Source organism: Mycolicibacterium sp. XJ2546 (assembly GCF_053483195.1).
In genome coordinates this window covers 170,241-192,070 of sequence record NZ_JBEFRW010000005.1, presented here as the reverse complement: position 1 = coordinate 192,070, position 21,830 = coordinate 170,241, and the positions used below count along the sequence as shown (strand labels likewise).

The 21,830-nt window shown below is 64.3% G+C and carries 23 protein-coding genes and 1 pseudogene; 21 read left to right on the top strand and 3 right to left on the bottom strand.

Annotated features, from left to right (window positions below; genetic code table 11):
- Positions 1–3: 3 nt before the first annotated feature.
- From ABQE44_RS11360 to ABQE44_RS11330, 7 genes and pseudogenes are all read left to right on the top strand, one after another.
- Positions 4–972, top strand: coding sequence for an NADPH:quinone oxidoreductase family protein (locus tag ABQE44_RS11360; RefSeq protein WP_448429844.1), 969 nt, complete (start codon positions 4–6; stop codon positions 970–972).
- 2 nt (positions 973–974) lie between these two features.
- A complete protein-coding gene (locus tag ABQE44_RS11355) occupies positions 975–1,679 on the top strand; it encodes a haloacid dehalogenase type II (protein WP_448429842.1) in 705 nt (234 codons plus the stop codon).
- A gap of 22 nt (positions 1,680–1,701) precedes the next feature.
- On the top strand, positions 1,702–2,433 hold the full coding sequence (locus tag ABQE44_RS11350) for a methyltransferase domain-containing protein (RefSeq protein WP_448429840.1): 732 nt from the start codon (positions 1,702–1,704) through the stop codon (positions 2,431–2,433).
- Positions 2,434–2,449: 16 nt separating this feature from the next.
- Positions 2,450–2,944: a DUF456 domain-containing protein gene (locus ABQE44_RS11345; protein WP_448429838.1), complete on the top strand. Its 495-nt coding sequence runs from the start codon at positions 2,450–2,452 to the stop codon at positions 2,942–2,944.
- Between the two features lie 96 nt (positions 2,945–3,040).
- Positions 3,041–5,239: a molybdopterin-containing oxidoreductase family protein gene (locus ABQE44_RS11340; protein WP_448429836.1), complete on the top strand. Its 2,199-nt coding sequence runs from the start codon at positions 3,041–3,043 to the stop codon at positions 5,237–5,239.
- The gene (locus ABQE44_RS11335; protein WP_448429834.1) at positions 5,236–5,373 is read left to right on the top strand and encodes a hypothetical protein; all 138 of its coding nucleotides are present in this window, start codon (positions 5,236–5,238) and stop codon (positions 5,371–5,373) included. Before ABQE44_RS11340 ends, ABQE44_RS11335 begins: the two co-directional genes overlap by 4 nt.
- A 16-nt stretch (positions 5,374–5,389) precedes the next feature.
- Positions 5,390–6,481, top strand: a pseudogene (locus ABQE44_RS11330) (LLM class flavin-dependent oxidoreductase); the annotation flags it as partial.
- A gap of 106 nt (positions 6,482–6,587) precedes the next feature.
- Here the strand turns inward: ABQE44_RS11330 and ABQE44_RS11325 are convergent.
- Both ABQE44_RS11325 and ABQE44_RS11320 read right to left on the bottom strand, forming a co-directional pair.
- A complete protein-coding gene (locus ABQE44_RS11325) occupies positions 6,588–6,899 on the bottom strand; it encodes a DUF732 domain-containing protein (protein ID WP_448429832.1) in 312 nt (103 codons plus the stop codon).
- Between the two features lie 54 nt (positions 6,900–6,953).
- On the bottom strand, positions 6,954–7,259 hold the full coding sequence (locus ABQE44_RS11320; protein ID WP_448429830.1) for a hypothetical protein: 306 nt from the start codon (positions 7,257–7,259) through the stop codon (positions 6,954–6,956).
- Positions 7,260–7,780: 521 nt separating this feature from the next.
- On the opposite strand from ABQE44_RS11320, the gene ABQE44_RS11315 reads away from it, so the two are divergent.
- The 13 genes from ABQE44_RS11315 to ABQE44_RS11255 all read left to right on the top strand — a co-directional run bounded on the left by ABQE44_RS11315 (position 7,781) and on the right by ABQE44_RS11255 (position 18,437).
- Positions 7,781–8,608: an ABC transporter permease gene (locus ABQE44_RS11315; RefSeq protein ID WP_448429922.1), complete on the top strand. Its 828-nt coding sequence runs from the start codon at positions 7,781–7,783 to the stop codon at positions 8,606–8,608.
- Positions 8,608–9,453, top strand: coding sequence for an MlaE family ABC transporter permease (locus ABQE44_RS11310; protein WP_448429828.1), 846 nt, complete (start codon positions 8,608–8,610; stop codon positions 9,451–9,453). The genes ABQE44_RS11315 and ABQE44_RS11310 overlap by 1 nt, the downstream gene beginning before the upstream one ends.
- A 42-nt stretch (positions 9,454–9,495) precedes the next feature.
- Positions 9,496–10,575, top strand: coding sequence for an MlaD family protein (locus tag ABQE44_RS11305; protein WP_448429826.1), 1,080 nt, complete (start codon positions 9,496–9,498; stop codon positions 10,573–10,575).
- Entirely contained in the window at positions 10,572–11,576 is a 1,005-nt protein-coding gene (locus ABQE44_RS11300) for an MlaD family protein (RefSeq protein WP_448429824.1), read from the top strand. The genes ABQE44_RS11305 and ABQE44_RS11300 overlap by 4 nt, the downstream gene beginning before the upstream one ends.
- On the top strand, positions 11,564–12,544 hold the full coding sequence (locus ABQE44_RS11295; RefSeq protein ID WP_448429918.1) for an MlaD family protein: 981 nt from the start codon (positions 11,564–11,566) through the stop codon (positions 12,542–12,544). The genes ABQE44_RS11300 and ABQE44_RS11295 overlap by 13 nt, the downstream gene beginning before the upstream one ends.
- The gene (locus tag ABQE44_RS11290) at positions 12,544–13,650 is read left to right on the top strand and encodes an MlaD family protein (protein WP_448429823.1); all 1,107 of its coding nucleotides are present in this window, start codon (positions 12,544–12,546) and stop codon (positions 13,648–13,650) included. The genes ABQE44_RS11295 and ABQE44_RS11290 overlap by 1 nt, the downstream gene beginning before the upstream one ends.
- The gene (locus ABQE44_RS11285) at positions 13,647–14,642 is read left to right on the top strand and encodes an MlaD family protein (protein WP_448429821.1); all 996 of its coding nucleotides are present in this window, start codon (positions 13,647–13,649) and stop codon (positions 14,640–14,642) included. Before ABQE44_RS11290 ends, ABQE44_RS11285 begins: the two co-directional genes overlap by 4 nt.
- A gap of 8 nt (positions 14,643–14,650) precedes the next feature.
- Complete coding sequence (locus ABQE44_RS11280) at positions 14,651–15,595, top strand: MlaD family protein (protein ID WP_448429819.1); 945 nt, start codon at positions 14,651–14,653, stop codon at positions 15,593–15,595.
- Between the two features lie 57 nt (positions 15,596–15,652).
- Entirely contained in the window at positions 15,653–16,327 is a 675-nt protein-coding gene (locus ABQE44_RS11275; RefSeq protein ID WP_448429817.1) for a hypothetical protein, read from the top strand.
- Between the two features lie 69 nt (positions 16,328–16,396).
- A complete protein-coding gene (locus ABQE44_RS11270) occupies positions 16,397–17,017 on the top strand; it encodes a hypothetical protein (protein WP_448429815.1) in 621 nt (206 codons plus the stop codon).
- 9 nt (positions 17,018–17,026) lie between these two features.
- A complete protein-coding gene (locus tag ABQE44_RS11265) occupies positions 17,027–17,488 on the top strand; it encodes a hypothetical protein (protein ID WP_448429813.1) in 462 nt (153 codons plus the stop codon).
- Positions 17,485–17,925 (top strand): hypothetical protein, encoded by a 441-nt coding sequence (locus ABQE44_RS11260; protein ID WP_448429811.1) that lies wholly within the window; start codon positions 17,485–17,487, stop codon positions 17,923–17,925. Before ABQE44_RS11265 ends, ABQE44_RS11260 begins: the two co-directional genes overlap by 4 nt.
- Positions 17,922–18,437: a hypothetical protein gene (locus tag ABQE44_RS11255; protein ID WP_448429809.1), complete on the top strand. Its 516-nt coding sequence runs from the start codon at positions 17,922–17,924 to the stop codon at positions 18,435–18,437. The genes ABQE44_RS11260 and ABQE44_RS11255 overlap by 4 nt, the downstream gene beginning before the upstream one ends.
- A 27-nt stretch (positions 18,438–18,464) precedes the next feature.
- Here the strand turns inward: ABQE44_RS11255 and ABQE44_RS11250 are convergent, their stop codons facing one another.
- A complete protein-coding gene (locus ABQE44_RS11250; protein ID WP_448429807.1) occupies positions 18,465–19,154 on the bottom strand; it encodes a nitroreductase family protein in 690 nt (229 codons plus the stop codon).
- A 304-nt stretch (positions 19,155–19,458) separates the two neighbouring features.
- Between ABQE44_RS11250 and ABQE44_RS11245 the strand changes: the two genes are divergently transcribed.
- A complete protein-coding gene (locus ABQE44_RS11245) occupies positions 19,459–21,618 on the top strand; it encodes a molybdopterin-dependent oxidoreductase (protein ID WP_448429805.1) in 2,160 nt (719 codons plus the stop codon).
- Positions 21,619–21,830: the final 212 nt, after the last annotated feature.

Sequence of the window (21,830 nt, the reverse complement as noted above, 5' to 3'; positions counted from 1 at the left end):
TACATGAAAGCGCTTGTTGCGCGGGAGCTTTCCGGTCCGGCGGGCCTGGACTACACCGATGTCGACGACCCCGTTGCGGGCGACGACGCGGTGGTCATCGATGTCCGGGCCGCCGGGGTCAGCTTCCCCGACCTACTGCTGCTGCGCGGTGAGTACCAGTTGCGGTTGGAACCGCCGTTCACCCCGGGTATGGAGGTCGCCGGGGTGGTGCGCTCGGCGCCCGAGGAGTCGGGGTTCACGCCGGGCCAGCGAGTGACGGCGATGGCGATGCTCGGCGGGTGGGCGGAACAGGTGGCGGCGCCGGCCCCCAACGTCACGCCCACCCTCGAAGATCTCGACGATGCCGAATCCGTTGCGCTGATGGGTAATTACCAGACGATGTACTTCGCGCTGGCCCGCCGCGGCGCGCTGCGGCCCGGCGAGACGGTGCTGGTGCTCGGATCGGCGGGCGGCATCGGCGTGGCGAGCATCCAGATCGCAAAGGCGTTGGGCGCCAGAGTGATCGCGATGGTGCACCGTCCACACGCCGTCGACTTCGTGAAATCGCTCGGTGCCGACGTGGTTTTGCCACTGGCCGACGGCTGGTTGCAGGCGGTGAAGGACGCGACCGACGGCCGCGGCGCGGACCTGGTGGTCGATCCGGTCGGCGGCGAGGCGTTCGACGACGCGGTGCGGGCACTGGCCATCGAGGGCCGGCTGCTGGTGATCGGGTTCGCCGCAGGCCAGGGCATCCCGACCGTCAAGGTCAACCGGCTGTTGCTGCGCAACGTCGCGGTAATCGGTGTCGGCTACGGCGAGTACGTCAACCGCGTACCGGGTTCACAGTCGGTGTTCGCGTTCGGTGTCGCCGAGTTGGTCCGGGCCGGGCTGCGGCCGCCGCCCCCGGTGCGCTTCGGTCTGGCCAAGGGCGCCGACGCGTTGCAGAGCCTCGCCGACGGTGGCGTGCTCGGCAAAGTTGTATTGGAGCCCTAGCGATGGGTCCGCAGGCGCTGGCCTTCGACGTATTCGGTACCATCGTCGACTGGCGGTCGTCGATCATCAACGAGCTCAAGGCGTTCGGGCGCCGCCACGACGCGCACCGGGACTGGGCCGCGGTCGCCGACAGTTGGCGCGCCGGGTACGTGCCGGCGATGGACCGGGTACGCCGCGGCGAGCTGCCCTGGATGAAGATCGACGACCTGCACCGGATGATCCTCGTCGAACTGCTCGAGGCCGTCGGGCTGGCGGCGGTCGACGACAACGAGATCGACCACCTCAACCGCGCCTGGCATCGACTGGATCCGTGGCCCGACACCGTGGCCGGCCTGACGCGGCTCAAGCAGCGGTACGTCATCACCACGCTGTCCAACGGGAACTTCGCCCTGCTGACGAACATGGCCAAACGGGCCGGGCTACCCTGGGACTGCATCATTTCCGCCGAGCTGTTCCGGCACTACAAACCCGACCCCGAGACATACCTGGGCTGCGCCGAACTTCTCGACGTGGCCCCCGGCGAGCTGATGCTCGTCGCCGCGCACCCCGGCGACCTGCGCGCGGCCCGCGATGCGGGGCTGAGGACCGCCTATGTGGCCCGACCGCTCGAACGTGGTCCGCGCCGCCCGCAGCGGCGGGTCGAGGACGGCGAGTTCGACGTCACCGCAACCGATTTCCTGGACCTCGCCGACAAGCTGGGCGCATGACGCACAGGCGTAGCGTGGATCTGTGACCACCGCGCTGCCGCCCGCACTGAGCCGGGCGATCGAACTGTTCACCGAACCGCCGTCGAACCCCGATGCCGGCAAGGGCTACCTCGATCTGCTGAGCGGCCAGTCGAGCGCCGCACCACCGCGGAACACCGGGTTCATCCAGGCCGCGTGGGCGTCGGGAATCGGTTCGCTGCTGTACGACAACGCGCAGGCCTTCGCGCGTCGGTTCCTCGGAGCCTGGCGAACGCCGATCGACTGGCTCGACATCCCGTGGGGTGGTACCGCGCTCGACGTCGGCAGCGGCCCCGGCAATGTGACCGCGGCACTGGCCCGCGCCGCGGGACCGGAAGGGCTGGCGATCGGCGTGGACATCTCCGAACCCATGCTGGCCCGGGCGGTCCGCGCCCACGCCGCCCCCAATGTCGGCTTCCTGCGCGCCGACGCCCAGCGCCTGCCGTTTCGCGACGAGACCGTCGACGCGGTGACGTCACTGGCGGTGTTGCAGCTGGTGCCCGAGCCGGCGTCCGCGGTCGCGGAGATATTCCGGGTAATACGGCCCGGCCGCCGCATCGCGGTCATGGTGCCGACCGTCGGTACGGTACCGCCTCCGCTGCGGCTGTTGTCCTGTAGCGGCGCGCGCTTCTTCGGCGAGGACGAGCTTGGTGACCTGGTCGAACGGGTAGGGTTTGTGCGCGTTCGAACCAAGACTTTTGCCAACATCCAGTGGGTGCGGGCCCAGCGTCCCTGACCCGTACATTCGACGTATGAGTACCGGCGGCATCGTCCTTGTCGCGCTTGCCATCGCGGTGGGGTTGGTGGGCATCGTGGTGCCGCTGCTGCCGGGCACGCTGCTGGTGTTCGGCGCGATCCTGGTGTGGGCCGTCGTCGAGGGCCGGGAGAACGCCGTCACCGCCTGGGTGACATTCGGTGTGGCGACCGCGCTGCTCGCGGCGACCTTGCTGATCAAGTACCTGTGGCCGGTCAAGCGGATGCGAGCCGCCGACGTGCGCACCTGGCCCCTGGTCGCCGGCGGCGTGCTCGGGGTGATCGGCTTCTTCGTCATCCCGGTGCTCGGCCTGGCCGTCGGCTTCGTGCTGGGCATCTATCTGGCCGAACTGGCCAACCGGCGCGACCAACGGTTGGCGTGGACGTCGACGAAACACGCACTCAAGGGCGTCGCGCTGTCCGTCGGCGTCGAACTTGTCGGCGCACTGCTGGCGACCGCGGTGTGGGTGGCCGGGGTACTCGCCGCCTCTTAGATTGTCACCTCGCCCATTTCCGCCTGCCGTGACGCCCGGTTTCATATAACGTGGTTATCTAATTCTGCTTGGCGTCGCCGCGACGGAAGGACCGGGATGGCGAAGACCGTCAACACCTATTGCCAGATCTGTGTGACGAACTGCGGCATCGAGATCACGGTGGATGAAACAAGAAACCGCGTGCTGTCCATCGTTCCGGACCGGCAGAACCCTTACTCGTGGGGCGACTTCTGCCGGAAGGGCAAGACAGCCAACGAGGTCATCGAGCATCCGCGCCGCATCACCCGGCCGATGCGCCGGGTCGGCGACGGCAAGTATGTGGAGGCGACCTACGAGGAGGCCATCACCGACATCGCTGCGCGGCTCAACGCGATCATCGCTCGAGGCGGTCCCGACGCGGTTGCCACCTACCACGGCAACCCGATGGGCTTCTCGTTCTCGACCACGACATTCTGGACTGGATTGCTCGACGCGCTCGGGACGGGGAACCGGTTCTGGGTCGGCTCGCTCGACCAGAACAACGCCCACTTGGTGTACGAAGAGCTCTACGGGACCGCCTATCTGGGGCTCGTTCCCGACATCGACGCCTGCGAGTGCTTTCTGCTGGTCGGGATGGATCCTGCCCAAAGCCGGTTCAACTGGCTGGACAGCAACCCGTCGGGCTGGAATCGGGTGCTGCAGCGCCAGCGCGACGGCGCCGACGTCATCGTGGTGGATCCCCGACGTTCGACCTCCGCCGAACAGGCGCGTACCCATGTCGCCGTAATGCCCGGGCAGGACTGGGCTTTTCTACTCGGCGTACTGAAGGTCATCTTCGAACGCGGCCTCGACAAGCCGCCGAGCGCCGTCCCGGTCACCGGTATCGATGCCGTCAAGCGGCTGGCCGCCGAGGCGGACCTCGACTGGCTCGCGATCCGCTGCGGCGTCGACCGCGCTGTCATCGAAGACATTGCGTGCCGCTTCGGCGGCGCTCGCACGGCCATGTGTCTGAGCCACACCGGCGTCTCGCACAGCGAGTCCGGCACGATCGCCGAGTGGCTCGGGCAGTTGCTGAACATTGTGACCGACCGCCTGGACCGGCCCGGCGGGCGCCGCTACGAGCGCGGCTACGTCGACCTGCAAAGAGTCCTCAGGCTTTTCGGGTCGCCGATTCAGCACCTCACCCGGTTGCGTCGGAATCCGCCGATTTTCGGGTATCACTCGGTTGCAGAGCTGCCCGACGAGATCACCACACCGGGGCATGGTCAGATCCGCGCCATGATCATCGCCTTCGGCAATCCCGTCGTGAGCGGGCCGCAGGGCGAAGCGCTCGACACGGCGCTCGCCGATCTCGACTTGCTTGTCGCGGTCGATCTCGTGCAGCGGGAAAGCCACCGCCACGCGCACTGGCTCATTCCCGGGACGCACTGGCTGGAACGCGAAGAGCTTAGCCCACTGCTGGCCAATGTGCAGGAGCGCCCGTTCGTGCAGTACGCACAGCGCGCGGTCAACCCGCCTGACGGCGTCATGGAGGAGTGGGAGTTCTTCACCGAGCTCGCGTTGGCGATGGGACGCAACCTTTTCGGGCGCCGCGGGGTCAACCGGGCGGTGCGCGCGACTCGGTGGGTGGCCGCACACACGGGGCGGCGGGGGTTGGCGCTGAATCCCGAGTGGGTGTCACGCCTTCTGGTGGCCACCGGACGGCGGCTGAAGTGGCGTGACATCCGTGCCCATCCGCATGGTTGGCTCTACGGCGAACCCCGCTTCGGCGACCTCGCCGATGCGCTTGCCACCGACGACAAACGGGTGGACGCCGCGCCCGAGCCGTACCTTCACGCGGTGCGTGCAGCGCTCGCGACGCGCGTGCCGACCGATGAGGAGTTTCCGCTGGTCCTAGTGAACAAGCGTGTGCGCGAAGCGATGAACTCCTGGCTCAACGAGTCGCCCGGGCTTTTCGCCGCCCAACGGACCAGCGTCGTGGAGGTGCATCCCCGAGACGCTGCCGGTGCCGGCGTGCACGACGGCGACCTGGTGCGGCTGAGCTCGTCGGTGGGCAGCGTCGAGCTGCGAGCAGAGATCACCGACGCGATGCGCCCCGGTGTGGTCTGCGTGCCGCACGGCTGGGGCAGCCGCGTATTCGATCCGGTATCGGGCGAAGCGCCGCAGTCATTCGGGGTCAACCGCAACGCGTTGGTGTCCAATGCCCGTCTCGACCCGTTTTCACAGGTTCCGGCATTCAACTCCACGGCCGTGCGCCTCGCGCCGGCGACCCAGCGCGATCCGGCGCCGCCGAACAAGGACGCGAGCCTGTCGTGACCTATGTGATCACCGGTCGATGCTGCAACGACGCGATCGGTGTTTCGATCTGCCCTGTCGACTGCATCCATCCCATGCCCCGCCAGGGCGCGGTGTTAACCGAAGTCGATAACACCGCGCTCGCATCTGGCTAGATCCCATTACAGACACGCTGATCGGCGCGACCTCGAGTTCGTCGAGCACCTCGATGCGCTCGGATTCGACGAGGCGTGGATCGGCGAACATCATTCGGCGGGAAGCGAGATCATCGGCTCGCCGGAGGTGTTCATCGCGGCGGCCGCCGAGCGGGCCAAGCGGATTCGGTTCGGCACGGGCGTCATCTCGCTGGCCTACCACAACCGGTTATGGGTGGCGGACCGGCTGATGCTGCTCGACCATCTGACCAATGGCCGGATCATCGACGGCATGGGGCCGGGGTCGCTTCCCACCGATGCGGCGATGATCGGACTGACGCCCACCGACACCCGCGAGTTGCTGGAGACGAACCTCGACATCGTGGTGCGGTTGCCGGCCGGCGAGAGCGTCACCGCCAAGACCGTCAGCCACGAACTGTTCGACGCTCGACTTCAGCTCGCGTCTTACGCCGAGGGCGGTATCCCGCTGGCGGTCGCCGCCGTGGCGTCACCGACGGGCGCCCGATTGGCCGGTAAGCACGGTATCGGGTTGCTGTCGATCGGCGCGACGTTGGTGGTCGAGGGATTCGACGCGCTGGCCCACCACTGGGGTATCGCAGAGGAGCGCGCGGCGGCATTTGGCGCCACGGTTGACCGCAGGAACTGGTCGCTGGTGTGTCCCATGCACATCGCCGAAACCGAGGAACAGGCGCGCGCCGATGTGCGGTTCGGACTCGAGCCGTGGTTCCGCTACTTCCAGAAGGTGGCGGCCTTCCCACAGATGGAGATGCCGGGCGAGCGCATCGACGAGGTCATCGACATCATCCACGGTGCGGGCGCCGGCGTGATCGGCACGCCGGAACAAGCCCGAGCTCAGGTGCAACGGCTACGGGACGAGTCGGGTGGCTTCGGCTGCATGCCGCAGATGGGTCACGAGTGGGCCAACCCCACGGCCACCCGGCCTTCGGCGGATTTGTTTGCGGCCGAGGTGATTCCACACTTCCAGGGCCAGGCGCAGCCGACGCTGGACGCCGCCGCGCGCGCAACCGAGGTGCGGGAAGAGCTGGCGGTGACGCAGATGAGCGCCATCGAAAAAAGAGCCAAGAAGTACGAGGCCGAAAAGGGCTGACTGTGCGCTTCTTGAACGGCGAAGCCAAGGAAGCTCAAATAAGATAACCAGGTGAACTAAAAGCAGGAGATGCGGGGGGTCGCTGGCTCAAGCCGAGTCTTTCCGCTCAACCGCCGACTCGATCATGGTACTGCGGGCAGTACTCATTGACTGACATCGCGAAAAAGGTTCTGCCCAGATCGGCGTCGACGGCCAAGTACCGAGAGATGCGCTCCCTGACGTGGCCAGGATCTCGGTTGAGGCTGAGGAAATAACATGCTGAACGTGCGGTGCTGATCAGATTGGCTGCCGCCTGCTGGAACCCGAGAGCCTTGGCTTCGCGTACGAAGCCGGGATTGTCAGCCTGTGCTGGTGGTGCCGACAGTATGAGCGACGCTCCGATGACCGCGCCGCCGATCGCACTGGCAGTTCTCCGCATGTGAATTCCCCTGTGGCAAATAAGTATTCGGATACGACCGGACGTGTGGTGCGGTCAGGACGGGCATAGATAGATGAGTGCCAGTTGCGAGATGGCAGGCGTGACTAGCGTCGCCGGGGCCCCGGCGACGCCTATGTCGCGCTGTCGACAGACATGACGTCCGAGCTGCAACAGTTCTCCGTCGCTGCGGAACTCCGTGGGATCGCGGTATTCCGAGAAGACTTGACGTAGTTGCCCGAGGTACGCGATCTCGGCGGGCGATAGCGGCGTCAATGGTTCGGCTGGGGCAGGCGGCGCGCCGGGCAAGGACACGACGAGTGCCAGCAGCGACCCCATCAAGAGATCCCTGGGAATGTTCAACCCTGTCTCCTCCCTGCCCACGCGATCGGCGCGGTCCTCGGATCCGGGGTGGTGCTCCGTTCCGGACCGCTGCGCACTGCACCGCGTCGCTTGCTGGCGCAAGTGTGACATGTTGCGGGGTGCTTTGGACTCATTTCCGCCGGACTCGCCGGGCTGCACGTGAAGCACGGGGCCTTCCGAGAGTACGAAGTCGACCCTTATGCGCCGGAACTGAATTCATCTACTGCAGGGTGGCGTCCTGCGTTTGCGCGGGGCGAAATCGACGTGTGGCGCCAGCGTATAGGCAGACCCGTCGCCGTTACCCGCGATGACGTCAAATTTGCTGGTCTTGCACCCGGATGCTTACAAAGACGTAAATTCCTCCGTATCGCGGGATAGAAATGGGGTTTGTGGTGACCATCACACCATGATTTACTAACCTGGTTAGTGTTTTAATGATCCGGTGGCTTCCGGACGCTAGATGAGGCAGAAAGGGGAGCGGCGTGGCCAAACTGGTCGGAGGTCCTGCCCCGACGCAGGTCTTGACTTCGGCCGTGGCCAACGCGGGTCAAACGGCATCGAAGGCGGCCGCTGTTCCGACGCGCGCGGCGGGCACCACCGGTCGTGGCGTACGTCTGGCCGTCGACGTGCTGCGTTACGCAGTCCTCGACGCGGTCAGACTTCGGCTCCCGGTGCAGGAGTTCATGTGGCAGGCCTGGGTGCTGCTGAAGGTGACTGCGATTCCCGCGCTGCTGATGGCCATCCCGTTCGGCGCCATGGTCACCATCGTGACATCCGGCCTGGTTGCTCAGGTCGGCGCCACTGCCCTGCTCGGCGCGGCGAGCGGGGTCGGCGTTGTACGCCAGGGCGCGCCCATTACCGCGGGGCTGCTGATGGGGGGCGCCGCGGCGTCTGCGATCGCGTCGGACTTCGGTGCTCGCGCGATGCGTGAGGAACTCGATGCCATGCGGGTTCTCGGTATCGACCCGGTGCGCCGCCTGGTGGTGCCGCGGTTCCTGGCCCTAATCCTGATCGCGCCCATTCTCTGCCTGATCATCATCGCGTCGGGGACCGGCGCAGCCTTCCTGCTCTCGGTCACGGTCAACGATGTGGCCACCGGCAGCTTCTGGAACTCGTTCGGGACGTTCGCCAAGATGACCGACGTATGGTTCGCCATCGCAAAGAGCATGATCTTCGCCGCGATCGTGGCGATCGTCTCGTCGTTGCGAGGAATGGAAGCCAAGGGCGGTCCGCGCGGTGTTGCCGATGCCGTGAACGCGGCGGTTGTGATCAACGTCGTGCTCATAGTTTTCGCGAACCTGGCCATAACCCAGATACAGACGATGTTCTTTCCGACGGCGATCGCGTAATGGCGACTCCCTCCGTTCTGTGGCAAAACCGCGTGTTCACAACGCACACGGTGACGAAGCCCCTACGCGTAGTGGGTCAGTGGGTGCTGTTCATCGGGCAGACCTTCTTCTACCTGCCGTTGACGGTGCGCCGGTACACGCGACAAACCTTGGCCCAGACGATCAACCTTGGGTGGGGCAGAGGCTCGCTTATCGTGGACGGCGGCACGATCAGTGTCCTGCTGATCCTCGGTGTGGCGGTCGGCGCCTCCATGGCCATCGAGGCGCTCGCAACCCTCAACATCATCGGATTCGGACCGTTGGCGGGTCTCATCGGCGGGGTCGGGGCGGTCCGGGTGATCGGACCACTGGTCGCCGGCATCGCGTTCGCCGCGCAGGCGGGCACACGAATGACCGCCGAGATCGGTGCCATGCGGATCTCGGATGAGATCGACGCGGTCGAGGTCATGGGCCTCAGGCCGATACCTTTTGTGGTGGGTACGCGAATGATCGGCGGCCTGCTTTGTGTCGTACCGGGTTACCTGCTCACACTGGTGGCGACCTTCTTCGTGATGGACACGGTGGTGACGCTCAGCGGTGAACCGGGCGGAACGTACGACCACTATTTCATCCAGTTTCTGACGCCTATAGATCTGCTCTACTCGGTGATCAAGGCAACCACGTACTGCGTCGCGGCCACGTTGATCCACTGCTACTACGGCTATTTCGCGTCGGGCGGGCCGGTGGGTGTCGGCGAGGCGTCGGGTCGAGCAGTACGCGCAAGCCTGGTGACGATCATGATCCTGGATGTCACGACCACCGTGCTGCTGTGGGGTCTGCAACCCGAGTTCGTGTTCAAAGGATAGCGCGCTGCCATGCTGAGAGGTTCAACGAAGTACCAGGAACGGGTGTTGTCGAGCATCGGTCTTGCGGTGCTGCTGTGCATCGCACTGGCTGCGGTTCTCTTCAACGCGAAGCCGTTCGGTGGCCGGGGCGGCGACCAGCTTTCCGTCGTGATCAACACGCCCTATGTCGGGCAGGGCGTCGAGGCGGGCACACCGGTTGTGCTGCACGGCGTCGAGGTCGGACAAGTCTCGAATGTAGTCAATACGGCAGGTGGAGGTGTCCGGCTGGTCACGGACCTGCAGAAGAAGCCGGTGCAGGGCCTCACCGACTCGATGGGCGTCGACTTCCGGACGATCAACTACTTCGGCGTCCCAGGCGTAAACCTGGATCCCCAACCCGGCGGACAGCTACTGCGCGACGGCAGTGAGGTCAGCGTTGTGCCGACGGGCAATTTCACTCTTTCGGAGCTGCTATCCCAGCTCGGCGACGTGTCGATGGCCTCCTTGACGCCGCAGCTGATCCAGGTCATGGATCGTGTCACCCGGTATACCGATGGGCTTAATCCGTTGTTCGAAACCGCGGTCGCCGTGACGCAAGCGGTAGCGGATACCCGGACCGTTCCGACCGCGCAACTGCTGGCCAACACGACATCGATCGTCGCGGCCTTTCCGGAATTCAACGACGTCGCGATCGAGTCCACCAGGAGGATCATCGATTACAGTTACTACCCCGGTCAGACCTTCCCGCCGGCGGCAACGATCCCGCAGCGGCTCACTCCGCCCTTCTTGGAGGGTGTGACGGTGCCGAACCTGGCCGATGTCAGCGAGGAGTTCTTCCAGAACGTCACCACGGAATTCAGTCGGACCGCATCACAGGGTCTCTTCGCTGCCGTGGGCAAACTGCTCGGCAGTCATGTGGATGATCTGTTCCCGCTGATATCCGGGATGAAAGCGCTTACGGACGCGACGCCAGTGCTGCTGCGTCCGGGCGACATCGCCCAGAACCTCGCGGAGTTGCGCTCCCGATTCGAGAGGCTTTACGCAGGCAACGGCGATCAGCGTGCGATGTCGGTCCGCGTCGTGCTGGACAGTCTGCCTGGGGTGGCCGCACCCCTCGGAGTCGTGCTGGGAGGTCCGGAATGAGTCTGTGGGCCTCATCGTGGCGTATCTGGTTGGCTATCGCGGTCGCGGTCGGCCTGTTCGTCCTGCTCTCCAATACCCTCACCAACCCCGTGGCGATGGAGACTCGCACGTACACCGCTGATTTCACCGATGTGTCCGGACTGCATCCTGACGGCGACGTGCGGGTCCGTGGCGTTCGCGTCGGAAAGATCGAAGCCGTCGACCTCGTGCATCGTGACGGGCAGAACGTCGCGAACGTGACGTTCAGCCTCGATAAGCAATACGGCATTGTGGCCATCACGCGGCTTGCGATCAAGTTTCAAGCCCTTACCGGTGTCCGCTACATCGACGTCACCAACGCTGCGCAGGGTTACCAGGCAGCCGATCTGATCACGGCAGTACCGACCGCGATGACCCAGCCCTCGTTCGACGTGACTGCGTTGTTCAACGGTCTACAACCCGTGCTGGCGACCTTGAACCCGGAGGAGATCAACACCTTCACCGCGAACGCGGCGTCGTTCCTGACCGGCGACGGCAGTGGATTGGCACCTCTGCTGGCCAGCTTGCGCAGCCTGACGGAGTTTGTGTCGAATCGCCAGGAGGTCGTGTCGCGGTTGATGCAAAATCTGTCAGATGTGTCTGACTCCATCGCAGGCAAGTCAGCGCAGTTCGTGCACCTCATCGATGTGTTCAATCAGCCGGTGGACGCGGCGCTGACGATCCTGGACGAGTTCCGCAAGTCCCTGCTGTACGGGCATGGTTTCTTCGATCCGGTCGTGCGACTTCTCAACAGCGCGGGGCTCAAGCCGGGGAACAATATCGACGAGGCGTTGGATCGGGCATTCAGCAACCTCGACAACTTCTTCGACGCCTTCAAGTTGGTCCCTGTGATGAACGAGAACATCAGACCGCCCGGTGAGAACGACGAAGCGGTAGAGCCGTGTTCGCGCGGTCGCCTCCAACTACCGGAGACGATGGACGTGCTGCTGAACGGTCAAAGGGTGGTGTTATGCAATCGGTGAACCCGGCCAGAGCGCTGCGCAACCCGATCACCTGGGGTGCCGGAGCAATCGCCTTCGCGCTCGTGGTGGCGCTCGTGTTGGCCTACATCTATTTCCACCCGCCCGGTCAGAACAAGCTCGTCAGCTTCTACACCGATGACGCGGCGTCGATCCGCGTCGGTGACGACGTGCGGATGGCGGGTATCACCGTGGGCAAGGTCGAGGGACTCTCGCTCGAGGCGAAGCAGGTCCGCGTCACTGCGCGGGTCAATGACGACGCCTTCGTCGGTGACCTGTCGCAGGTCGATGTCCGGATGCTCACCGTCGTCGGCGGCTACTACGTGAACCTGGTGTCGATCGGCGACATCCCTCTGGGCGATGCCGCCATCCCACTCGCTCGAGTAACAATGCCGTACAACCTCATTCGCACTCTGACCGACTCCACCAAAATCACTGAGAATGTGGACACCAAACCGTTGAATGAGTCGCTCAACCAGCTCGAGCAGGGCCTCACCGGCACCAACGTCGAGGTGGTGTCCACCGTCATCGACGCAGGCAACACGATCATGTCGGCGGTGGACCGACAGCGTGGACAAGTGAGCAACATCCTCAACATGTCCGACGAGTACATTCGGGCGCTCGCGAATTACCGCGACAAATTCGATCAGCTGGTCAGGAAGGTATCGATCCTGACGCAGACGCTGGTGCTCTACAACGGCGGAATGACGAGCACGATCGGCGGATTGGGAACGGCTCTCATGCAGCTCAAGACCGTCGGCGATTTCTATGAAGCCCACCGAGCGCAGTTCGTCGAGAAAATCCAGCAGTATCTGCACAAGGGGCAGTTGTTCGTGGAGAGAAACGGCCTGACCATCCGGGCACTGCGGCGCGTGCAGAACTTGCTCGACCGAATTCTGGATGCGCAGAATGCAAGCCCGGCGCTGTTGGCCACGGACATTTGCATGCCGATTCCAGGGAGTCCGTGCTGATGGCCTCTACGCGTTCCAGCCCCGTTCGTTCTCGCCGCGGTCGCCGCGTGGTGGCCGCGTCGGTCGCAGTGGCCGCGACGCTGGCGTGCGGCTCGTGTGCGTCGTTGCGCGAGGCCCAGTCCGCCCGGTACTGCGCAATCATGCCCGACAGCATCGGGTTGTATGTCGACAACCCGGTCAGCCAGATGGGTTACGAGATCGGCAGGGTATCTGCGATCACCCCGTCGGCAACCTCGGTCCGCGTCGACTTCACCGTCGATGCCCAGCGGTCCCTACCCGGCAACGTCAAAGCGGTCATCAGATCGACCTCGATCCTTGCTGACAGGTCACTGGAACTCGTCGGCAACTATGAGGAGGGGCCGAAACTAGCTGTCGGCGAGTGCATTTCGCTTGACCACTCGATGACGCCGAAGAGTCTGTCGGAGGTGATCGGCGCGTCGACCGACTTCATCAACTCGATCAGCCCGGCGGAGTCGACGAACGTCGCTGGTGTCGTGCAGGGCTTCGAAGAGGCGCTGCGCGGCCAAGGGCCCAACGCCAACATGCTGCTGACCACCGCGGCGTCGGTGCTGGATTCACCCGACCAGGCGATCGGCGATCTGGGTTCCATCACCACCAACCTCGGTCTGTTGACGTCCACCTTGGTCGATCTCGAACCGATATTGAAAGGCGTGTTCTCCGACGCCGAGTTCATCGCACCGGAGCTCGTGACCGTCAGCTGGCACACAACGGAGGCCTACGAGGGCATCATCCCCATTCTCACGATGGCCGCAGATCTCGAGTCCCAACTCGGCCCGCAGATTCAGCAGACACTCGACGCGGTGTCGGTCGCGATCAGGAAGATGACGCCACGCGCCCCCTTCTACGCGAGCATCTTGAATGTGGCGCCTCGCCTGATCAACGGAATGGTGAACCAGGTCAACAGCCACCAGCCCGACACCCTTCGGTACCGTCCACCGCTCTACCGCGTCCGCACTCCGGACGGTGTGTTGCAGTGCAACATCATGAATGCGTCGGTGCCGGGCAGTTGCGCCAATGTGCAGGGCACGCCATATGCGGTGGACGTCGCATTACTTCAGTACGTTCTGACGCAGGCGAACCGATGAGCCGGCGATTCGCGCGGGCCGCGATCGCAGCCGCCTGCGCTCTGGCGCTTTCCTCGTGTGCATCCGCCAACTTCAACGCGATCCCCAGCCCGGGTGCGTCTTTCGGTGACGGATACGACATCGTGATGGAGTTCGAGAGTGTCCTCAACCTCCCCGAACGCACCAAGGTGATGCTCGACGGGGTGACCGTCGGCGTCGTCTCCGATATGACCTTGACCCCCGACTTCGTGAAGGTCACGGCGCGTGTCGGTCGCGACATCGCCATCCCGTCGAATGTCCAGGCGGTCCTCGAGCAGACGACGGTCCTCGGCGATATCTACGTCGCGCTCGAGCGCCCCCAGATCGGGATTCCGCCCGCGCCCGACCTACCGCCGGGCGCGTCGATTCCCCTTGCCCAGACGACGTCTCCGCCACAGTTGGAGGACACGATTGCCAGCCTCGCGAACTTCACGTCGAGTGGGTCCATCCAACGCGCACAGGACACCGTCATTCGGCTCAACCGCGTCACCCCGTCCAGTGCCGAGGTGCGTAGGCTGACGGCGCAGGTAGACGAAAGCCTCGCCGCGCTGTCGGAGAACCTCGATCAGGTAGACGAACTGTTCGACGGGGCGTCGCGAACCGCCGCCACCCTGAATGCGCACATACCTGAGTTCGACTTCTTGCTCTCACCCGAAGGTCAGCTCAACATGGAGCGCTTCATCGCCCTCAGCAACTACGTCGCCACCCTGCTGCCCGGCGTCGGCAGCATTGGCTCGGGCGGGTACTGGCTGGTCCCGTTCTTGAACTCGATGGCGGACACCATGGACGCGGTTCAGCACTCGAAGGTGGCAGTCGAAGACGAAATACCGAAGTGGCGACAGCTTTTCACCGACTCGTTCCTTCCGCAGGACAAGTACCCGGCGATCAACATCACGTCGATCATCGGACCTGACGGGCGCGAGCTGTCGGGCAATGTGCAAGAGGTGCTGCGGATACTGGGGGCGATGCCATGAGAAACGCCGTGAGACTGCGCGACGTGATCTCGTTCCTGGCTTTCGGTGCGATCGTCGTGTTCGTTCTCGGGTACTTCGCCACGCTCGGACTGCGTGTCGCTCCCCCCGACGATCGAACCACGCTGTCCATGGACGTCCCGGACATCAACGGGCTGGTGGTCGGATCGAATGTGCTGCTGCGCGGCGTGCCCGTCGGCAAGGTGACCGGCACCGGCACGTCACTTCAGTCGGCGACTGTCGACTTCTACGTCGCCGGTAAACAGAAGATTCCAGTCGACACCGAGGTGCGATTGGAGAATCTGTCAGCGTTGGGTGAGTCCTACATCGGGCTGATGCCGCGCAGTGAGGGTGGTCCGGTACTGCAGAGCGGCCAACGGTTCTCTACCGAGGAAGTTGTGCAGCCGGCTTCGGTCTCGGAGTTGGCGACTAGCGTGACGCGGCTGCTCAATCAGATGGAACCCGGCGCCCTGCAAAGCGTGATCGGCGAAACGGATGCGGCGCTACCGGACCCGACTATGGTGTTGCCCAGCCTCTCCCGCACTAGTGTTCTGCTCAACAACACCGTCGAAGAGATGAACGGTCGCGGGCGGCTCCTGCTCGGCAACTTCGAGACGCTGCTCAAGAATGCCGAATGGGTCAGTCCGATCCTGATCAGCCTCACGCCGCAACTTCGGGAGTTCAGCAAGGGCTATCAGGACTTCATGAAGCACGTGCCGATCCTCGATAACCGCGGCGAACCGCACAATGTGTCTAATCTGAACAAGCTGATGGCGCGTATACAGGCGCTCCTCGACGATCGGGGTGGTGATCTCAAGGTGTTGGGTGAGGCATTCCAACCGAAGTTGAACATGATCGCCGCGACGTTGATGAACTTCGACACCGGTCAGTTCTTGGAGAACGTGCTCAGGACAGTTCCGTCCGATGGAGCCATCACACTGCGTGTCACGCCGTGACGCCGGCACCGATGAGCGCGTGTTCGGCACGGGCACAGTTCGATGAAAGGTAAGACCATGGCCACCTCCGGCACAGACCCCGCAGAATCTGCTGCGACCGCAAAAGACACGACGGCGGTTGAGGGGACGCCGGCTGATACCAAACCGGAGGAAACGGCCACGGTGACGGCTGAGGAGGCGCCGACCGAGGCGAAGTCGAAGCGCACGCCGCACTCGATTTCGGTGACCGTGCGCAGTCTGGTGGTCGGTGGGGTAATTGTGTTGCTGATCGCGGCGGTCGCCGCCGTCGGCTGGTTGTACATCGACGCTCGCAGCCAACTCGACGCACAGGCCGCTCAGTCGGCGAACAACTCGCGCGCGGAGAAGATGGCGCTCGATTACGCAGTGAATGCGGCGACGATGGACTACAAGGATCTTCAGGCGTGGAAGGTCAAGCTCGTCGCAGGCACGACCCCGGAGTTGAACAAGAAGTTGTCCGAGGCTGCGCAATCGATGGAACAGGTCCTCGTGCCGCTGGAGTGGAGTTCGAGTGCCCGACCGCTAGTCGCCAAGGTCAGGTCGAGCAACGATGGCGTCTATGTCGTAGACAGCTTCGTCAGTGTGCAAACGAAGACCATTCAGTCACCGGAGGCGCTGCAATCCACGGCGACCTACAGCACGACGATCGATAGCAACAACGACTGGCAGATCACGGATGTCGGCGGTGTCGGCTCGGCGCTGGAGCCGAACTGACACCGGGATGCGGGGAGAACTGAGGTCATGGTGATAACGCTGAACGGTCGTGTTTCAACAGGACTCGGCGTGCGTCGACGGTGCACCACCCTCTGCGCGGTAGCCCTGGCGGTGACGGCCATCGCCTCAGGGGCGTCCGCCGGCGCCAGCCCCGGTGATCCACCGCCCCCGCCTTCCGACCGCGATCTGATCCGCCCCCTGCCGGTGGTCACACCGGTCGCATCCGGTTGGGAGCCGAAGTTCCCGTTTCCTTACGACCAGACGAGGAACAGGGTCACCGACGCCGACATCACGGCGATGCGGGAGATGTGTCAGTGGTACAACCTTCAGTACGCCACCCTGCGGGCGCAGATCGACCGCCTGCAGTTCAACCGGATTGGCCCCGACGGCAAGGATTACGACTACACCCGGGACAACATTGCGCAGCAGGTCGACATCGTCAGCGGAAACATCACCCGGTCCGTTGACTTCCTGACACCGCGCGCCCAGGCATTGACCCAGTCCCAGAATCCGTTCGGCGACAACTACTTTCCGATCTATCAGGGTGAGTCCTTCTACAAGCTGTGGGAGCAGTTGTACAACGTCAACAACGGGATACTGGCCCATCAGCCAAATTGGTTCACCGGTCCGTCGGTGCAGAAGGCGAAGCGGTGGGGCAGCGACATCCACCGCTCGCATGTGTGCGAATAGGAGGACGTGATGACGCGCAGACCCGTTCGCCAGCAAGGGTTGTCGGCGGTGATACTGACTTTCGTGATCGCTGGAACTGCGCTGGCACCGCCGGTACAGGCGGACACGGTTGACAAGCTCAGGGCGGCTGTTCAAGCGGCGCGCGAAGCATCTTGTGGACCGCTTCGGGATGACCCGATCGTTGCGGAGGCCGCGGAAGTGATCAACAAGTCCAACGACATATGGCTCGACCAGGGATCGCGCGCCGTGCCGGTGCCCGACGCGACGCCACTGCTGAAGGACCTGGGCTATCCAGCCAGCAAATCCAAAATCTTATACGGCGCCGGAAAGAAGGAAGCCGACTCGATCAAGGCCCTGTTGCTGCAGGGTTATCGCGAGATTCCAGACTGTTCCTACAGCGACGTCGGGGTCAGTGTGCTGCAGGGGAATTCAGCCGGCTGGATCATGAGCACCGTGGTGCTGGCATCATGAAGCGAATCGCGCTGATGGTCGTCTCGGTTCTTTGCGGTTTTGCTGGCGTGATTCAGGCACCGGTCGCACACGCGCAGGACATGGTCACCTACGAGATCTTCTCGGATTCAGTGGGCGGGTTGGCCAGCCTCCAGTATCGCGACATCTCGGGCAAGCATCAACTCCACCATGTTCCGCTGCCATGGCGACTGACGGTTCCAGTACTGGACGCCACGAGTCCGACGGCGGACGGTGCCGAGTTGCGGGCGGATTGGCGACCGAACTTCCGCACGGCGGCGACCGTCGGGCGGGTCCTGCTCGGAAAATTCGTGACGGTGCGCATCTATCGGGGCGATGAGCTACTTTGCGAGAGCATCCTCGATGTCGGCAATGTGACGTGCTACGGCAGTGTGCCGCATCGATCGGTGAACCAATCATCGCCGGGAAACCTGCCATGACACCTAGACCGCAGCGACTCAGCCTGAGCCGTCACCTACTCGGCGCGGCCGTCCTCACGGCCGGCCTGATGTTGATCGCTTCTCCCGCAGGACACTCGGAGCCGACCGCGAATCCGTATCCGGACAGCGATTTGATTATCAGGTCCTACAACCTGGTGAGATACGACGACTACTTCACCGCCAGTGCGGGCGGTGTGTGGTTCTCCACGCCGCTTGGACTCAACTGCGGAATCTGGGACCGCGGGAGCTTCGGCTGCACGGGTGACATCCGAGGTGCACCACCCGGTACCACCAACGTCGGCTGGGTCAACGGAAACGTCGTCACCCGGTACGACTGGTTGCTCGGAGTTCAGTTTCCGCCAGGCCGTGCCGAACGCGAGTTGGCGCCCCGCAATTACATCGAGTACAACGGCACGCGATGCGCGACGATGGCCGATTCCGGCACCTACTGTTCGCGCGGTCCGTACAAGTTCTTCGTCACGCCGAAGGGAACGTGGCTCAGTCCGCCGTAACGGCGACGCGGCTCAGCCAGCGGAAGCTCACCAGGGTTGATTTCCCCAGCGGTCTATATGGGTCACCTCACCTATCGGTCGGCGGGTGTTGGGTCCGTATTTGCCCCGCGGCCAGCCGAGCGGAATCACGCCCACCGGCGTGACGCTGCGGGGCAGGCCGAGAATGCGGCGCAATCTGCCGAGCCGCCACAGGGGCAGCGAGATGAAGCCCGCGCCCAGACCGACGGCACGCGCGGCCAGCAACAAGTTCTGCGTCGACGGATACACCGATGCGTATGGCGCGGAGTTGAGCATGATCGGCCGCCGCGGGATTCGACCCGTCCAACACACAACGATTACGACTGGCATTTCGTGGAAGTGGTCGCGCTGCCACTCGATCGCCTTCCACGTGCGGGCCCAAGCCGGGTCGGTGCGCACCCGCCGACGGTAGTACAACGACATCAGGGGAAACCCGCTGCGGTTCAGGCGGGCCAACTCCGCCCGTACAGCCGCGTCTTTGGCGACGACGAAAACGGACTTCTGCTCGTTACCGCCGTTGGGCGCCTTGGTGGCGAGCTCGATCACCCGCTGAAGAACGGCATCGTCTACCGGGTCGGGGTGCAAGCGCCGGATCGCCCGCTGCGTCTCCATTGCCTCGTGCAGGGGCATCATCAGCCCGCGCAGCGCAGCGTCGACCGTTGGGCCGACACCGGTGGGCATCCCATCTTCTGTCGTCACGCTCACCCTTCAGAAACTCGATGTGGGCCGTTCGATCCAGTCCGGTCACCGCTTGCCGCGAGCCCCTTCCGCGGCGCGTCGGGGCAAGCCGCCCTAACGGTGCACGGCGTCGGTATCGGAGAACTCTTCGGCACCACCGTTATCGACGCCGACCGAATCGGGCTGAGGTGTCCACCAAAACCGTTACTGTCACTGCCCGTCCCGACTGCCATTTTAACCAATAACCTGGTTATATAATAGTGAGCCGGAGCAGCCGCCGACAGGCAGGTCCGCGTATGCGCCGCACTCGAGGAGCGGATTTGCCATGACTAGTCAAGAGAAGATCACGTTCTGCCGGCTGTGTGAGCAGATGTGTGGCCTGCGGGTCACCGTTGACAACGGCATCGTGACTCGCATCAGGGCGGATCGCGAACATCCCCTGACCCGTGGGTTTGCCTGTCCGAAAGGGCTGGCGGCCCATGAAATTCAGTACGATCCCGAACGGGTCACCACGCCCCTGAAACGCACCGCGTCGGGCGGATTCGAACCGATCACCTGGAGCACCGCGCTGACCGAGATCGGGACCCGCCTCCGTGACGTCATCGATCGATACGGCCCGGAATCGATCGGCATGTATCAGGGCAACCCCGCGGCATACAGCATCGGCCACTATTTTTTTGCCAAGGGCATGATGGACGCGCTGGGTAGTCCGCACTTCTACAGTCCCGCATCCCAAGACACCAGCAGCCGTTTCGCGGCCTCGTACTTCCTGTACGGGTCACCGGTCAGCGTTCCCATCCCGGATTTGCCGCGGACCGACTTCCTGCTGATGGTCGGCGCCAACCCGTTTGTCTCACATGGCTCCCTGATGCAGGGGGGTCTGGTTCGAGTCGACATGCAGGAGATCGTGGAGCGTGGCGGCCGGGTGGTCATCGTCGATCCACGCCGCACCGAGACAGCCGAACGCTTCGAGCATGTCGCCGTCCTGCCCGACGGTGACGCGTGGCTGTTGCTGGCGCTGCTGAACGTCATCTTCGCCGACGGGCTCCAGCACCCGAGGGCCGCGGCGATCGCGACGGGTCTGCCGCAGCTGCGGCAGGCCGTGCAGTCCTTCACACCCGCGGCGACCGAGAAGCATTCGGGTGTGCCCGCGGCCGTTGCCCGGGACCTGGCCCGCAGTCTCGCGGCGGCCCCGCGCGCGGCGGTGTACGGCCGGGTCGGCGCCTGCGTGGGCAGCTACGGAACGCTGGTGAACTTTCTGCTCGACGCGCTGAACGTGGTAACCGGAAATCTGGACCGCCCCGGCGGCGCCGTGTTCACCACACCGCCGATCGACTTCTGGGGGATCGCTCGAAACGGCGGGTTCGACACCTACGGGGCCAGGCATACCCGGATCGGTGGCTACCCGGACGTGGTCGGCATGATGCCCGCCGGGATCCTGGCCGATGAGATCACCACACCGGGCCCGGGCCAGATCCGCGCCATGTTCGTCAGCGCGGGGAACCCGGTGCTGTCGGTCCCCAACGGCCCGGCCCTCAAAGCTGCGCTCGAGACCGTCGACCTCATGGTGAGTATCGACTTGTACATCAACGAAACCAACAGCACCGCCGACTACATCCTGCCGAGCACCACCTTCCTCGAACGAGAGGACGTCAATGGTCTGGTGCTGCCCTACCAATACCGCACTTTCGTGCAGTGGACCCCGGCAGTGGTGCCGCCACTGGGTCAGGCTCGCGAGGAGTGGACGATCATCCGGGACATCAGCGCCCAGCTCGGCCTCGTTGCGTCCAGTTCGCCACTGATCAGACGGCTGGGCCGGTTCGCCCGTGGGTTGACGCCCGCGCTGATGCTGGACATGATGCTGCGCTTCGGTTCCGCCGGCGACCGTCTCGGTCTTCGCCGCGGCGGACTGAGCCGGCGTCGCCTGCTGTCTCGTCCGCGGGGCGTGTTGGTGGCTGAGGAGGTGAAAACCGGTGTGCTGGAACGGGTGATCACCCGGCCCGACGGCCGGGTGAACCTTGCGCCGCCGGAGATCATCACCGTGGCGCAGGGTTTGTTCGACGAGGTGCGCGACGCCGCCGTGGGGCCGTATCCGCTGCGGCTCTTCGGCCGCCGTGAACTGCGCTCGCTCAATTCGTTCACGCACAACTCTCGTCGACTCAACCCGCGGGCGGTCGCGCCTGCGCTGCTCATGCACCCCGACGATGTGCAGCGATTCGGATTGCAGGACGGCGCCACGGTCCTCATCGAATCCGCCACCGGTGCGGTGCGGGCACAACTGTCGAGCACCGACACGGTCATCGTCGGAGCCGTCTGCCTCCCGCACGGCTGGGGGCACAACGGCGACGGCAACTGGCAGCACGCCAATGCCACCGGGGGTGCCAACTTCAACGCCCTGACCGCCAGCGGGGCGGGCGCCCTGGAACCGCTGGCGGCGATGTCGATTCTCAACGGCGTGCGCGTGAAGGTCAGCGCACTGGACTGACCCGAACCGGACGGGATGCCGGGTGCCGGTGCAACTTCGAACTCCGTCCGCTCAGCCGGGTGGTGTCTGTGGGCAGTAAGGGCAGCCCCGTGTCGGCGTTGACGCATACGGAATTCGACTTATCGCTACCGCAGGTGGAGAGAATACTATAACCTGGTTGGTGCATTCGCCGGCCGGAGTACGTCGCGTCAATAGTTCGATCGGAAAGGGGC

What these genes read in the sequence shown, in the direction of transcription:
- ABQE44_RS11360 (WP_448429844.1), top strand. Translation starts at nt 4, where the DNA reads ATGAAAGCGCTTGTTGCGCGGGAGCTTTCCGGTCCGGCGGGCCTGGAC.
- ABQE44_RS11355 (WP_448429842.1), top strand. Translation starts at nt 975, where the DNA reads ATGGGTCCGCAGGCGCTGGCCTTCGACGTATTCGGTACCATCGTCGAC.
- ABQE44_RS11345 (WP_448429838.1), top strand. Translation starts at nt 2,450, where the DNA reads ATGAGTACCGGCGGCATCGTCCTTGTCGCGCTTGCCATCGCGGTGGGG.
- ABQE44_RS11340 (WP_448429836.1), top strand. Translation starts at nt 3,041, where the DNA reads ATGGCGAAGACCGTCAACACCTATTGCCAGATCTGTGTGACGAACTGC.
- ABQE44_RS11325 (WP_448429832.1), bottom strand. Translation starts at nt 6,899, where the DNA reads ATGCGGAGAACTGCCAGTGCGATCGGCGGCGCGGTCATCGGAGCGTCG.
- ABQE44_RS11310 (WP_448429828.1), top strand. Translation starts at nt 8,608, where the DNA reads ATGGCGACTCCCTCCGTTCTGTGGCAAAACCGCGTGTTCACAACGCAC.
- ABQE44_RS11300 (WP_448429824.1), top strand. Translation starts at nt 10,572, where the DNA reads ATGAGTCTGTGGGCCTCATCGTGGCGTATCTGGTTGGCTATCGCGGTC.
- ABQE44_RS11295 (WP_448429918.1), top strand. Translation starts at nt 11,564, where the DNA reads ATGCAATCGGTGAACCCGGCCAGAGCGCTGCGCAACCCGATCACCTGG.
- ABQE44_RS11290 (WP_448429823.1), top strand. Translation starts at nt 12,544, where the DNA reads ATGGCCTCTACGCGTTCCAGCCCCGTTCGTTCTCGCCGCGGTCGCCGC.
- ABQE44_RS11285 (WP_448429821.1), top strand. Translation starts at nt 13,647, where the DNA reads ATGAGCCGGCGATTCGCGCGGGCCGCGATCGCAGCCGCCTGCGCTCTG.
- ABQE44_RS11275 (WP_448429817.1), top strand. Translation starts at nt 15,653, where the DNA reads ATGGCCACCTCCGGCACAGACCCCGCAGAATCTGCTGCGACCGCAAAA.
- ABQE44_RS11265 (WP_448429813.1), top strand. Translation starts at nt 17,027, where the DNA reads ATGACGCGCAGACCCGTTCGCCAGCAAGGGTTGTCGGCGGTGATACTG.
- ABQE44_RS11260 (WP_448429811.1), top strand. Translation starts at nt 17,485, where the DNA reads ATGAAGCGAATCGCGCTGATGGTCGTCTCGGTTCTTTGCGGTTTTGCT.
- ABQE44_RS11255 (WP_448429809.1), top strand. Translation starts at nt 17,922, where the DNA reads ATGACACCTAGACCGCAGCGACTCAGCCTGAGCCGTCACCTACTCGGC.
- ABQE44_RS11245 (WP_448429805.1), top strand. Translation starts at nt 19,459, where the DNA reads ATGACTAGTCAAGAGAAGATCACGTTCTGCCGGCTGTGTGAGCAGATG.